Here is a 12,609-nt window from a genome sequence, read left to right on the forward strand (position 1 = left end):
GACCGTCACAGCTCGCCCATCGGGACGCGGACACCGCGCTCGGCGGCGACCTCGGTGGCCCGGTCGTAGCCGGCGTCCACGTGCCGGATGACGCCCATGCCCGGGTCGTTGGTGAGCACCCGGCGGATCTTCTCCCCGGCCAGCGCGGTGCCGTCGGCAACGGTGACCTGGCCGGCGTGGATCGAGCGGCCGATGCCGACGCCGCCGCCGTGGTGGATGGAGACCCACGAGGCGCCCGAGGCGACGTTGACCATGGCGTTGAGCAGCGGCCAGTCGGCGATCGCGTCGGAGCCGTCCAGCATCGCCTCGGTCTCCCGGTACGGGGAGGCCACCGAGCCGCAGTCCAGGTGGTCGCGGCCGATGACGATCGGGGCGGACAACTCACCGGAGGCGACCATGTCGTTGAAGCGCTCGCCGGCCTTGTCGCGCTCGCCGTAGCCGAGCCAGCAGATGCGCGCCGGCAGGCCCTGGAAGTGCACCTTCTCCTGGGCCAGCTTGATCCAGCGGGCCAGCGACTCGTTCTCCGGGAAGAGGTCGAGGACGGCCTTGTCGGTCTTGTGGATGTCCTGCGGGTCCCCGGACAGCGCCGCCCAGCGGAACGGGCCCTTGCCCTCGCAGAACAGCGGGCGGATGTACGCCGGGACGAAGCCGGGGAAGGCGAACGCGCGGTCGTACCCGGCCAGTTGGGCCTCGCCGCGGATCGAGTTGCCGTAGTCGAAGACCTCGGCGCCGCGGTCCAGGAAGCCGACCATCGCCTCGACGTGCGCGGCCATCGACTCGCGGGCCCGCTGGGTGAACTCGGCGGGCTTGGCGGCGGCGTAGTCCGCCATGTCCTCGAAGGCGACGCCGACCGGCAGGTAGGCCAGCGGGTCGTGGGCGCTGGTCTGGTCGGTGACGATGTCGATCGGCGCGTCCATCGCGAGCAGCTGCGGGACCAGCTCGGCGGCGTTGCCCAGCACGCCGATGGAGAGCGGCTGCTTCTTGTCGCGGGCGGCGGTGGCCAGCTCCAGCGCGTGGGAGAGGTCCTTGGCCTCGACGTCCAGGTAGCGGTGCTCGATCCGGCGGGCGATCCGGGACGGGTCGCAGTCGATACAGATCGCCACGCCGCCGTTCATGGTGACGGCCAGCGGCTGGGCGCCGCCCATCCCGCCGAGGCCGGCGGTGAGGGTGATGGTGCCCTCCAGCGAGCCGTTGTAGCGCTTGCCGGCGACGGCCGCGAAGGTCTCGTAGGTGCCCTGGAGGATGCCCTGGGTGCCGATGTAGATCCACGAGCCGGCGGTCATCTGCCCGTACATGGTGAGCCCGAGGCTCTCCAGCCGGCGGAACTCCTCCCAGTTGGCCCAGTCGCCGACCAGGTTGGAGTTGGCGATCAGCACCCGCGGCGCCCACTCGTGGGTCTGCATCACGCCGACCGGCCGGCCGGACTGGACGAGCATGGTCTCGTCCTGCTTCAGCCCCTCCAGCGTCCGCACCATGGCGTCGAAGGACCGCCAGTCCCGCGCCGCCTTGCCCGTCCCGCCGTACACCACCAGCTTCGACGGGTGCTCGGCCACCTCCGGGTCGAGGTTGTTCATCAGCATCCGCAGGGCGGCCTCCTGCTGCCACCCCTGCGCCGTCAGCCCCGTCCCCCGCGCCGCGCGCACCTCTCGCGGCCCGCTCGCCTGCTGCTGCACCATAGTCACGGCCTCCCTGCGGATGGATTCATTCAAGCTATGTTCGATTGAATATAACTAAACAGTCGGCTTTCGACCAGACCCCGAAGGCATCCGATCAGCCCCGGCACCGGCCCACTTGGCGCGCTAGCCTGAACCCGGCGGACACCAGCCACTCGGCCCAGCACCAGAGAGCGGAGGACACGATGACGGCCATCACCGTGCGGCCCGGCAGACTCCGGGATGCGGCGGAGGAGATCGAGGAGAGCACGGGACTTCGCGTCCAGATCATCGGAGGAACCCTGGTGATGTCCCCGACCCCTCGCGGCAAGCACGCGGGAACCGTCCGACGGCTGCGCATCCAGCTGGACCCCCGACTGCCCGCCGACCTGGGCGCCTACGAGGTGTCGTCCATCTACATGCCGGGCAACGACGAGGACTACGCCACGCCCGACCTGATCGTCCTCCCCGTCGACTGGGAGAACGACGACCGGTGGCTCGCCGACCCCCACGAGGCGGCCCTCGTCGTCGAGGTGATCTCCAACTCGGAGGGTGTGAAGGCCGTCTCCACCAAGACGGACTGGTACGCGAGCGCCGGCGCCCCGGCCCTGCTCGCACTCGACCCTCGCAACGGCACCTGGGCACTCCACACCCACCCCCGCGACGGGGCGTACCAGGGCATCCTGCTCGGCAAGTACGGCGAGCCCGTCCCGCTGCCCGCACCGCTGCCCGCCGAGCTGGACACCTCCGGCCTTCCGCTGTACGCGCCGCGCGCCTGAGTCACGCCGCGGCGTCGCCGCCGTCCCAGTCGATGCCGATCTCGGCGAGCCAGCGGCGGTCGTCGGCGTCGGGGGTGGGCGGGGAGGGCGGGCGGGGGATGTTCTGGACGGGGCCGAGGCCGTACTTCTCGGCGGCCGCGGCGGCGCGGGCGTCGGGTTCGATGACGCCGACGTGGACGGCGGACTCGTCGCCCGGGTCGAGGACGGTCAGTTCGGGTTCGGGCAGGCGCCGCAGGGTGACGCGGCGTCCGCAGGTGGGGCAGGACCATTCGTCGGCACCCGAGGAGAGGCGGGCGACGAACTTCATCTCGTGGATCACGCGCATGGGCGGCACCCCCTGCAGGGGGGATGCCCGGGTTCGTGGCGGCTACTCCCCCGCCGCCGCGGGCCGCGGTTATTCCAGGAAGAGTCCGCGCGCCGCCGCCGACTGCTCGATCGCCTCCAACCGGGCCTCCGCGCCCGGGAGTTCGTCGCACATGGACTGCAGCAGCACCCGGCCGAGCATCATCGGCGCGCACGCGGTGTCGAAGACCAGCCCGGTGCCGACGGCGGCCGGCAGCATCAGGTCGGACAGCTTGGCGACCGGCGCGAAGGCGCTGTCGGCGACGGTGAGCACCGTCAGCCCGCACTCGCGGGCCACCGTCAGCGCGTCCATCAGCTCCCGCGGGTAGCGCGGCAGGGCGAAGCAGAGCAGCGCGCTGGCACCGGCCGCCCGGGCCTGCTCCAGCCGGTCGGCGAGCATGCTGCCGCCCTCGTCCAGCAGCCGGATGTCCGGGTGCACCTTGGACGCGAAGTAGGCGAAGCCGCGCGCCTGCGCCGAGGCGGCCCGCAGGCCGAGCACCGGCAGCGGGCGGGAGGCGGCGAGCAGCCGGGCGGCCCGGATGATCGGCTCCGGGTCGGCGAGGAGTTCGGCGAGGTGGCGCAGGTGGGCGATCTCGGCGAGGACGGCCTGCTGGTGCTCGTTGCGCACCGCGTCGTCCGGGGTCTCCGGCGCGGCCGGTTCGCCGCCGCCGAGTTCGCGCAGCTGTTTGCGCAGCGCCGGGTAGCCGTCGTAGCCGAGCGCGACCGCGAAGCGGGTGACGGACGGCTGGCTGACGCCCGCGAGTTCGGCGACCTCCACGCTGGACAGGAACGGCGCCTCGGTGGCGTGCCGCACCAGCGAGTGGGCGATCCGGCGCTGGGTCGGCGTCAGCCGGTGCCCCTCGAAGAGCTGGAGCAGCCGGGCGGAGGGGCCGACGCTGCCGGCCTCGTCGGTGGCGGTCATCAGCGGTACCTCCGGGTGCGTGCGGTTCGGACGACGACTGTGCAGGAGCGGGCGGCGCCTGGCAAAGACGTCTCGTACGGCGGGACGTCCGGTGGGACGCCCCGCGGGTCGGACGGCCCGGCGGTGGTCCGGGCCGGGTGGGCCGGGGTCGGACAAACCCGGGCCGGGGTCGGACAAACCTGAGCCGGGGTCGGACAAACCCGGGCCGGGGTCGGACAAACCCGGGCCGGGGCGGGGCAACCCTGATTTCTCCCTGAGCCCGCCCGGATTCCTCCCGCGAACGGATGGACCGGACGCCCCCGCGGCCCCACTCTGGTCCTATGGACACTCGTCAGGACGAACTGCGGCGCGACCTCGACGCCACCCTCCAGGCCCGCAAGGAGCTCGGCAAGGAGTACGAGGACGAACTCGTCGACTCCTTCATGAGGCGGCTCGACGCCCGTCTGGACGCCCGGGTCGAGCGCTCGGTGGCCAAGCGGCTGGACGACGAGCCGCGCTCCGAGCATCGGGGCCACCCCCGCCGTTCGGGCTTCGGCAAGCGCTCCAACACCGGGCTCGCGGTGACCTCGCTGGTCATCGGCGTCCCGCTGACGGCGATCGCGGGCAGTCCGGAGAGCGGCGGCTTCGCCGGCCTGGTGGTCTGCTGGGCGGGCATCGTCGGGGTCAACCTGGCCGCCGCCCTGGGCGAGCTGCGCAACCGCGGGGGCCGCGGGGAGCGCTCGCCGCGGAGCGACGACTGGGACTGAGTCCCCGTCACCCCGCGGCGGCGCCACCGGCCCGGTCGGACGGACGTCAGGCCAGCGGACCGGTGACCCGCTCGACCGCGCGCACCAGCTCGCCGGAGGCGACCAGTTCGGCGGCGGCCTCCAGGTCCGGCGAGAGGAAGCGGTCGCGGCCGGCGCCGCCGACCCCCGCCTCGCGGGCGGCGGCCAGCGCGGCCGCGGTGGCCGGGGCGAGCCCGCCGGCCCCGTCGGCCTGCCGGCGGATCTCCAGCGCGCGGGCGGAGGCGGTCAGTTCGACGGCCAGGATGCGGCCGAGGTTGGCCACCGCCTGGCGCAGCTTGCGCGCGGCCGACCAGCCCATCGACACGTGGTCCTCCTGCATCGCGGAGGACGGGATCGAGTCGACCGAGGCCGGGACGGCGAGCCGCTTGTTCTCGCTGACCAGCGCCGCCTGGGTGTACTGGGCGATCATCAGGCCGGAGTCCACGCCCGGGTCGTCGGCCAGGAAGGCCGGCAGGCCGTGCGAGCGGGCCTTGTCGAGCAGCCGGTCGGTGCGGCGCTCGGAGATCGAGCCGAGGTCGGCGGCGGCGATGGCGAGGAAGTCCAGCACGTACGCGACCGGGGCGCCGTGGAAGTTGCCGTTGGACTCCACCCGGCCGTCCGGCAGCACCACCGGGTTGTCGACCGAGGCGGCCAGCTCGCGCGCGGCGACCAGCTGGGCGTGCGCCAGGGTGTCCCGGCCGGCGCCGGCCACCTGCGGGGCGCAGCGGATCGAGTAGGCGTCCTGGACCCGCGGGGCGTCGTCCTGGTGGTGGCCGGTGAGGCCGGAGTCCTTGAGGACGGCGAGCATGTTGGCGGCGCTCAGCGCCTGGCCCGGGTGCGGGCGGATCGGGGCGTGCAGCTCGGGGGCGAGCACCTTGTCGGTGCCGAGCAGCGCCTCCAGGCTCATCGCGGCGGTGATGTCGGCGGTGGTGAACAGCCGCTGGAGGTCGGCGATGGCCATCACCAGCATGCCGAGCATGCCGTCAGTGCCGTTGATGAGGGCGAGGCCCTCCTTCTCCAGCAGCTCGACGGGCTCGATGCCGGCGGCGGCGAGCAGCTCGGCGGCGGGCTTCTCCACGCCGTCCGGGCCGGTGGCGGTGCCCTCGCCCATCAGGACCAGCGCGCAGTGCGAGAGCGGCGCGAGGTCGCCGGAGCAGCCGAGCGAGCCGAACTCCCGCACCACCGGGGTGATGCCCGCGTTGAGCAGGGCGGCCATGGTCTGCGCGACCAGCGGCCGGACGCCGGTACGGCCGGAGGCCAGCGTCTTCATCCGCAGGAACACCAGCGCGCGGACCACCTCGCGCTCGACCGCCGGCCCCATGCCGGCGGCGTGCGAGCGCACCAGCGACCGCTGCAGCTGGGCGCGCAGCTCGGGGCTGATGTGGCGCACGGCGAGCGCGCCGAAGCCGGTCGACACGCCGTAGACGGGGCGCGGCTCGGCCGCGAGGGCGTCGATCCGCGCACGGGCGGCCGCCATCTCGGCCAGCGCGTCGGGACCGATCTCGACCCGGGCGTTCCCCCGGGCGACGGCCAGGACGTCCTCGGCACCGACGTCGGCCTTGCCGACCAGGACCAGCGGAGCGTCGGGGGCCACAGCACTGTGCATATCCATATACACCATCTCATCAGGTGAATGAAGATATGACAACAGGTGCTCGCCATCCGGATTCTCCGCCCTCCGGATCGGCGCCGCACACCGCGGCCCCCGACCGCCCCCCGCATCACGGCACGGGCGGCGTCACGACACGCGCAGCTCGGCCTCGATCAGGTCCGCGGCCCGGGTGGTGCCGCCCTCGGCCCGGCCGGCGACGGACAGCTCGGCCAGCCGCTCGGCCACCGCCGGGTCGCCGGTCAGCTCCAGCAGGGCGGCGCGCAGCGCCTCCGCGGTGGCCTGCTCGGTGTCCAGCCGGCGGGCGACGCCGAGGCCGACCAGGGCGTCCGCGTTGGCGAACTGGTCGGCGGCCTGCGGCACCGCGATCATCGGCACGGCGTGGAACAGCCCCTCGCTGGAGCCGCCCATGCCCGCGTGGGTGACGAAGGCGTCCGCCTGGGAGAGCACCGACAGCTGGGGCACCCACCGGTGCACCTCGACGGTGTCCGGCACCTCGCCGAGCTCGGCCAGGTCGGTGTGCTTGCCGACCTGGAGCACTGTGTGCCAGCCCGGCAGGTCGCCGAAGGCCTCCACGCAGGCCCGGTAGAAGGCGGGCTGGTGGGTGAAGGCCGAGCCGAGCGAGACCAGCAGCACCTTCTCGGCGCCGGCCGGCCGCTGCCACTCGCCCTGGTGGGCGCGGTCGCCGAAACAGGGCCCGACGAAGCTGATCCGCCGCTCGTCGACCCGGTCGACGTTGGGCTGGAGGGCGCGCGGGACGAGCGCGACGCACCGCTCGGGGCGGTTCTTGAAGCCCTCCACGTCGCGCTGCACCGCGCCCGCCTCGGCCAGCCAGTCGGCGTACCGGCGGTAGTGCTCGGGGCCGCCCGGGCCGTTGCGCATCGGCTCGAACATCGCCGCGAGGTCCTCCTCGAAGCCCTCCCAGCCGACGAAGGCGGGCGACAGCTGCACCACCGGCACGCCCAGCCGCTCGCCGAGCGCCCGCCCGGCGAAGCCGCCGATGTCGTAGAGCACCACGTCGGGGCGGTCGTCCTCGAAGGCCTCCAGCAGGACGGGCCACATCGACAGCGTGTCGTCCAGGAACACCTCCTGGATCGCCACCAGGTCCGACGGCCAGCCGGCCGGGTCGTCGGTGAGCGGCAGCTTGGTCGGGTACGGGACGAAGGTCGCGCCGGTGGACTCGACGACCTCCCGGAAGGAGGGGTCGTTGACGTAGCTGACCCGGTGGCCCCGGGCGACCAGCTCGGTGATCACCGCGAGACTGGGATTGACATGCCCATGAGCGGGAATGGAGACCATCAGGATGTGTGCAGGGGGGCGGTTCACGGGCACCTCCGGGGAACGGGGGATGAGACGAGACGATCCGTCTCGCGATGGCATGGGAAGACAATACGTCTCGTCTCGTTGTTTCGCATAGAATTTTTTCCATGGCCTCCAGAACAGCTCCCGACCCCGCCCGACGCAGCGAGCGCGCGCACGCCGCCGTCCTCGCCGCCACCACCGAACTCGTCGCCGAGATCGGCTACGGCAGGCTGACCATCGAGGCGATCGCCGCCCGGGCCGGCGTCGGCAAGCAGACCATCTACCGGTGGTGGCCCTCCAAGGGCGCCGTGGTCTTCGACGCCTTCCTCGCCGCCGGCGAGCACGAGGGCGGCATCGCGCTCCCCGACACCGGCGACCTCGCCGCCGACCTCCGCGCCGTCCTGCGCCCCACCAGCGACGAACTGGCCGACCCGGACACCGACCGCACCTACCGGGCGATCATGGCGGAGATCCTCAACGACCCGGCACTGCAGGCCGAGCACCGCACCCGCCTGCTGGACCCCCTGCTGGCCGTCACCCGCGACCGCCTCCGCAGCGCCCGCGAGGCCGGCCAGATCGCCCCCGACACCGACCTCGACCTGGCCGTCGAAATCGTCTACGGCCCGCTCTACTACCGCTGGCAGTACCGGCTCGGCCCGCTCACCCACGAGCACGCCGACCGCCTGGTCGACGCCGCCCTGCGGGCCCTCAACCCGCCGTCCGCCGGCGGCGGTTCCGGCGCCTGAACCAGCGGACGGCCACCACCGCGGCCGGCCCCTCAGACCACCGGCGGCGAGGCCGGCCCCGCCAGGGCGACCGAGACCAGGGCGCGCATGGCGGAGGCGGCCTGCCCCAGCGGCAGCGTCGCGTCGTCGGCGAAGAGCTCCACCAGCCAGCCGCCGGCCGGGTTCTGGCCGCCCGCGGCGACCATGCCCCGGTACCCGGAGACGACGAGCATCGCCTCCTCCGCCGGGTCGTTGCCGGCCGCGCCCGCCCGCAGCGCGAAGGAGCCGCCGCGGACGGCGCGGCGGGTCATCGGGTAGTGCCGGAGGTCGAAGACCGCGTCGGGGGCCTCGATCTGGGCCCGCTGGGTCTCCGCGCGGACGCTGCTGGGGCCGCTGGTCATCCGGTAGACGGCGTGCTGGGCGGTGCGCATGAGGTGGGAGCCGGGCGGGACGTACGAGACCCACCAGCCGACGGCGTCCAGCAGCCGGGCGGAGGCCTCGGCGACGACGACCAGCTTGCCGAGGGTGTCCGCGGGGTGGACGGCCCGGGCCGTGGCGGCCTGGTCGAGGGAGGCGAGCACGGCGGTGAGCAGCTGCCCCGGGTCGGCACTGTGGGCGGCGCCGCGGAACCGCCGCCGGTCGCCCGCCCCGGCCCGGCCGTTCGGCCCGCGCCGCCCGTCCGCCCGGTGGTGCGGGTCGGCGGCGTCGGCGAGCAGCACGGTGGGGTCGGGCGAGAAGCCGGGGCCGTGGCTGCGCCCGGCGACGACGGGGTGGGCGGCCCGGGCGGCCTTGGCCCGGTACTGGGCGGCGTCGGCGAGCCGGAACAGCCGGTCGGGGGTGGTGACGGGCCCGATCGAGTCCCCGGTGGAGGCGACCCCGCAGGCCACGCCCTCGCCCTCGGAGAGCGCGAGCGCCCGGGCGCACAGCTCCTCGGCGACGGAGACCACCTCGTCGGCCTTCTGCCCCTCCACGAGCAGGCAGAACTCGTCGCCGCCGAGCCGGGCAGCGAGGCTGCCGGGGAGTTTGGCGGCGGCCAGCGAGAGCTGGTGGGCGAACCGCTCCAGCAGCCGGTCGCCCATCTCGTGGCCGAGCTGGTCGTTGACCCGCTTCAGCCCGTTGACGTCGCAGACCACCAGGGAGACCACGGTGTTGTCCCGGTTGTGCGCCTCCAGCGCGCTCTCCAGCCGGGCGTCGACGGCGCGCCGGTTGGCCAGGCCGGTGAGCGGGTCGGAGAAGGCGAGCCTGCGCAGGTCGGCGAGGCGCTCGGTCTGCGCCAGCCCGGCGGAGACCTGGGCGGCGAGCAGGGTCGCGTAGTCGGCGTCGGCCTCGGTGAACTCGGGCATCCCGGCCGACCGGGCGAGGTACAGCTCGCCCCAGGCCTGGCCGTGCAGCACGACCGGCGCGACCACGCAGCAGGCCCGCCCGCGCCGGCGCAGCGCCGCGGCGCGCTCCTGGCAGTACGCGCCGGCCGTCGGGTGGGCGTGCCCGGCGTGCTGCACGCTGTTCTCGGCGCTCTGCAGCCAGGCGCGCGGCAGCCGCCCGGTGGTCCAGCGCTCCTCCAGGTACGTGACGATCTCGGGGAAGTCGGCGACCGGGTACGACTCGTCCTCGGGCAGCTCCTCCTCGCCCGGGGCGAGGTCGCCGTGGTTGACCAGCACCCGCAGCCGGCCGGACTCGCGGTCCCAGACCGAGACGGCGGCCATGGTGGCGCCGAGCGCCTCGGTGGCCCGGGCGGCGGCGGCCCGGACGGCCTCCAGCGGGGTGAGCGCGGCGGCCATGTCCTGGGCCAGCTCGACCACGGACTGCAGCCTCAGGTCGGGCAGCGGGTCGGAGTGCCGCGAGCCGCCGCAGTCGCAGTCGCGGTCCGTCATGATCGCCTCACTGCTCACCGGCTCGCCTCGCTCCCTGTGCTCGGTCCTGCCGGACCCCCGTCGGCCGGCCGCACCCGACCGGCCGCTTGCACCAAGACTAGGGCGGTTTCGTTCGCTTATGCCCCGTTTGCCCGGGCGGACCCGCAGCAGAACGTACGGGTTTCAACCGTTCAGCACCCGCAACCGCCCGTCCGCCGTGGGGAAGCGTGCCCACGAACGCCGTCACCGCATGCGTCTGCCCGCAGCCGGCCGAAGCGCGCGTCCCCGTACGTCCACCGGATGCGTCTTCCCCGCGCGGGCCCGCCGTACGCGCGCCACCCGCGTACGGCCACCACCCGCCTACGGCCACCGCCGCGTACAGCCCCGCGCGCGGGCGCTACTCGGCCTTCAGCCGCCGGGTGAGCAGCCACGGCTCGACCAGGCCGAGCCCCCGCACCGGCCGCCGCCACATCGGCTGCAGGTGGAACCGCGCCCCGGCGTCCGGTCCCGGGATCGGCAGCCCGGAGGCGGGCATCCCGGCCGCGGCCGACAGCGCCTCGGCCAGGCCGGGCCCCTCCGCGTCGGCCGGGGCGACGCTGCCGTTCTGCTCCAGCGCGGCGGCGAACTCGCCGTCGATCAGCACCGCGTCCTTGGGCGCGATCGAGGTGAGCCGGCTCGCCAGGTTGACGGTGGTGCCGAAGACGTCGCCCATCCGCGAGGTGACCGTGCCGAAGGCCATGCCGACCCGCAGCGGCGGGATGGTGTCGTCCCCGGCCAGCGCCTCGATCAGGCTCAGCGCGATCTCGGCGGCGGTCGCCGGGTCCTCGGAGACGTAGAGGATCTCGTCGCCGAGCGTCTTGATCACCCGGCCGCCCTGGCCGGCGATCAGGTCCGAGCAGGTGTTCTCGAAGGTCTCGACCAGCTCGCCGAGCTCCTCCTCCTCCAGCCGTCGCGACAGCCGGGTGAAGCCGACCAGGTCGGCGAAGCCGACGGCGAGCCGCCCGCTGGTGATCTCGTGGTCCTCGGCGGCCTGCACCACCCGGCCGGTGACGGCCGCCAGCTGGCGCCGCCAGACGTACACCAGGAACTGCTCCAGCTCCGGCAGCAGCAGCTCGACCAGCGGGTACGCGACGTCGGCGCGGGTCAGCCCGGGCTCGACGGCCTGGGTGAGGTTCTCCAGGAAGGTGTCCATCTGCCAGCCGGCCAGCCGGGCCGTGGTCTGGCCGGTGGAGCGGGCCACCTGGATCGCCATCGACTCGCTGAGCAGCCCGGACTCGACCAGGCCGGCCAGCCGCCGCAGCGCGATCACGTCGCCGTCGGTGAGCGCCCGGGACTGCCCGATGTCCGGGAAGCCCATGGCGCGCCAGAAGCGGGTGGCCAGCTCCATCGGGACGTCGGCGGCGCGCGCGGCCTGGTACGGGGTGTAGCGGCGCGGCGCGTCCAGGATCAGGCGCTCCAGTTCGAGCGCGACCGTGGGGTCGTTGCTGCCCGCCGTCGCGCCGCTGCTGCCGTCCTCTGCCACCGGTCCGTCCCCGTGCGATCGCCGCACTCGCCTCGTGTCCTACCTGTCCGGGCGCGCACTCCGCCACCCGGGCGGGCAGTGGCGCGCCTCACACCGCTGCCAGGTGGAATGTTCGCACGGAATCGTCGGATCCGGGGCATCAGCCCGGGTCAAGGAGAGGTGAAGAGTGCCGTTCAGCGGGGCTCGGGGCGTACGTGGACGACGTCGCCCGCGCCGACCGCCCGGCGTACGCCGTCGGGTGTGCGGACCACCAGCCGCCCGTCGCCGTCCACCGCGACGGCCTCGCCGACCAGCTCGCGGTCGCCCGGCAGGTGCACCTTCACCTGGCGGCCGAGCGTGGTGCAGCGGTCCACGTAGGCGCGCAGCAGGTCGCTGGCGTGCGGGTCGCCGGCGGCGGCCGTCCACTCCCGGTACAGCTCGGCGAGTTCGCGCAGCAGGGCGCGCAGCAGGGTGCCCCGGTCGGTGGTCGTGGCGCCGGCCAGCGCGAGCGAGGCGGCGGTGGGGACGGGCAGCTCCTCCGCGCGCAGCGAGACGTTGAGGCCCATGCCGACCACCACCGCGCCGCCGGCCAGCTCGGTGAGGACGCCGCCGAGCTTGCGCTCCGCGCCGTCGATCTCCGTCTGGAGGTCGTTGGGCCACTTCAGCCCGACCTCGACCCCGGCGACCCGGCCCAGCGTGCTGGCCGCGGCCACCCCGACCAGGATCGGCAGCCAGCCGTACCGCTCGACCGGCACCTCCTCGGGGCGCAGCAGCAGGGACAGGAACAGCCCGGAGCGGGGCGGGGCGGTCCACCGCCGGTCCAGCCGGCCGCGGGCGGCGCTCTGCGCCTCGGCCACCAGCACCGCGCCCTGCCCGGCGCCCGCCGCGGCCCGGGCGGCGAGGTCGCTGTTGGTGGAGCCGGTCTCGGCGACGACGTCCAGGGAGGTCCACAGGCCGCCCGGGACGAGCAGGTCGCGGCGCAGCGCCTCCTCGTCCAGCGGCGGACGGTCCAGGTCGGTCCAGGGCGACGGTCCGGCGTGGCCGAAGCCGCGCAGTCCGCTGCGGCGGGGGGTCTCGGGTGCGGTCATGGGAAAACCCTAGAGCGGGTCCGGGACGTAGGCCGCCCCATCGTCCCGCAGAACACCCGTCAACAGAACTGTGTC

General features: G+C 74.3%; 10 protein-coding genes and 1 pseudogene. 3 read left to right on the top strand and 8 right to left on the bottom strand.

Going from position 1 to position 12,609, the window contains the following annotated elements:
* Positions 1-5: 5 nt before the first annotated feature.
* Complete coding sequence (hutU, locus tag ACLWS4_RS06315) at positions 6-1,676, bottom strand: urocanate hydratase (protein WP_049650036.1); 1,671 nt, start codon at positions 1,674-1,676, stop codon at positions 6-8.
* 182 nt (positions 1,677-1,858) lie between these two features.
* Between hutU and ACLWS4_RS06320 the strand changes: the two genes are divergently transcribed.
* Positions 1,859-2,431, top strand: a complete 573-nt coding sequence (locus tag ACLWS4_RS06320) for a Uma2 family endonuclease (protein ID WP_074003891.1) — start codon at positions 1,859-1,861, stop codon at positions 2,429-2,431.
* Between the two features lies 1 nt (position 2,432).
* Here ACLWS4_RS06320 and ACLWS4_RS06325 read toward each other — a convergent pair whose 3' ends face one another.
* Both ACLWS4_RS06325 and ACLWS4_RS06330 read right to left on the bottom strand, forming a co-directional pair.
* On the bottom strand, positions 2,433-2,756 hold the full coding sequence (locus tag ACLWS4_RS06325; protein WP_074003892.1) for a hypothetical protein: 324 nt from the start codon (positions 2,754-2,756) through the stop codon (positions 2,433-2,435).
* Between the two features lie 69 nt (positions 2,757-2,825).
* Complete coding sequence (locus ACLWS4_RS06330) at positions 2,826-3,695, bottom strand: MurR/RpiR family transcriptional regulator (RefSeq protein ID WP_074003893.1); 870 nt, start codon at positions 3,693-3,695, stop codon at positions 2,826-2,828.
* A 320-nt stretch (positions 3,696-4,015) separates the two neighbouring features.
* On the opposite strand from ACLWS4_RS06330, the gene ACLWS4_RS06335 reads away from it, so the two are divergent.
* Positions 4,016-4,441 carry a hypothetical protein gene (locus tag ACLWS4_RS06335; RefSeq protein WP_049650040.1) on the top strand — a complete coding sequence of 142 codons (426 nt, stop codon included), beginning with the start codon at positions 4,016-4,018 and terminating at the stop codon, positions 4,439-4,441.
* 46 nt (positions 4,442-4,487) lie between these two features.
* Here the strand turns inward: ACLWS4_RS06335 and hutH are convergent, their stop codons facing one another.
* Together hutH and ACLWS4_RS06345 are read right to left on the bottom strand one after the other, a co-directional pair.
* Positions 4,488-6,065, bottom strand: a complete 1,578-nt coding sequence (gene hutH / locus ACLWS4_RS06340; RefSeq protein ID WP_107418822.1) for a histidine ammonia-lyase — start codon at positions 6,063-6,065, stop codon at positions 4,488-4,490.
* Positions 6,066-6,197: 132 nt separating this feature from the next.
* The gene (locus ACLWS4_RS06345; RefSeq protein ID WP_416873750.1) at positions 6,198-7,367 is read right to left on the bottom strand and encodes a macrolide family glycosyltransferase; all 1,170 of its coding nucleotides are present in this window, start codon (positions 7,365-7,367) and stop codon (positions 6,198-6,200) included.
* Between the two features lie 128 nt (positions 7,368-7,495).
* Between ACLWS4_RS06345 and ACLWS4_RS06350 the strand changes: the two genes are divergently transcribed.
* Positions 7,496-8,116: a TetR/AcrR family transcriptional regulator gene (locus tag ACLWS4_RS06350; RefSeq protein WP_049659404.1), complete on the top strand. Its 621-nt coding sequence runs from the start codon at positions 7,496-7,498 to the stop codon at positions 8,114-8,116.
* A gap of 623 nt (positions 8,117-8,739) precedes the next feature.
* Here ACLWS4_RS06350 and ACLWS4_RS06355 read toward each other — a convergent pair.
* The 3 genes and pseudogenes from ACLWS4_RS06355 to ACLWS4_RS06365 all read right to left on the bottom strand — a co-directional run.
* A pseudogene (locus ACLWS4_RS06355) lies at positions 8,740-9,966 on the bottom strand (diguanylate cyclase domain-containing protein); the annotation flags it as partial.
* 376 nt (positions 9,967-10,342) lie between these two features.
* Positions 10,343-11,467, bottom strand: coding sequence for an adenylate/guanylate cyclase domain-containing protein (locus tag ACLWS4_RS06360; RefSeq protein ID WP_049655773.1), 1,125 nt, complete (start codon positions 11,465-11,467; stop codon positions 10,343-10,345).
* Between the two features lie 173 nt (positions 11,468-11,640).
* On the bottom strand, positions 11,641-12,534 hold the full coding sequence (locus tag ACLWS4_RS06365; RefSeq protein WP_074003897.1) for a biotin--[acetyl-CoA-carboxylase] ligase: 894 nt from the start codon (positions 12,532-12,534) through the stop codon (positions 11,641-11,643).
* Positions 12,535-12,609 lie beyond the last annotated feature (75 nt).

Origin of the sequence: Kitasatospora sp. SC0581 (genome assembly GCF_048159585.1) — a bacterium.
Classification (GTDB): Bacteria; Actinomycetota; Actinomycetes; order Streptomycetales; family Streptomycetaceae; genus Kitasatospora.

Coding starts and splice junctions, on each gene's coding strand:
- hutU (WP_049650036.1), bottom strand. CDS start 1,676: ATGGTGCAGCAGCAGGCGAGCGGGCCGCGAGAGGTGCGCGCGGCGCGG.
- ACLWS4_RS06320 (WP_074003891.1), top strand. CDS start 1,859: ATGACGGCCATCACCGTGCGGCCCGGCAGACTCCGGGATGCGGCGGAG.
- ACLWS4_RS06325 (WP_074003892.1), bottom strand. CDS start 2,756: ATGCGCGTGATCCACGAGATGAAGTTCGTCGCCCGCCTCTCCTCGGGT.
- ACLWS4_RS06330 (WP_074003893.1), bottom strand. CDS start 3,695: ATGACCGCCACCGACGAGGCCGGCAGCGTCGGCCCCTCCGCCCGGCTG.
- ACLWS4_RS06335 (WP_049650040.1), top strand. CDS start 4,016: ATGGACACTCGTCAGGACGAACTGCGGCGCGACCTCGACGCCACCCTC.
- hutH (WP_107418822.1), bottom strand. CDS start 6,065: ATGCACAGTGCTGTGGCCCCCGACGCTCCGCTGGTCCTGGTCGGCAAG.
- ACLWS4_RS06345 (WP_416873750.1), bottom strand. CDS start 7,367: ATGGTCTCCATTCCCGCTCATGGGCATGTCAATCCCAGTCTCGCGGTG.
- ACLWS4_RS06350 (WP_049659404.1), top strand. CDS start 7,496: ATGGCCTCCAGAACAGCTCCCGACCCCGCCCGACGCAGCGAGCGCGCG.
- ACLWS4_RS06365 (WP_074003897.1), bottom strand. CDS start 12,534: ATGACCGCACCCGAGACCCCCCGCCGCAGCGGACTGCGCGGCTTCGGC.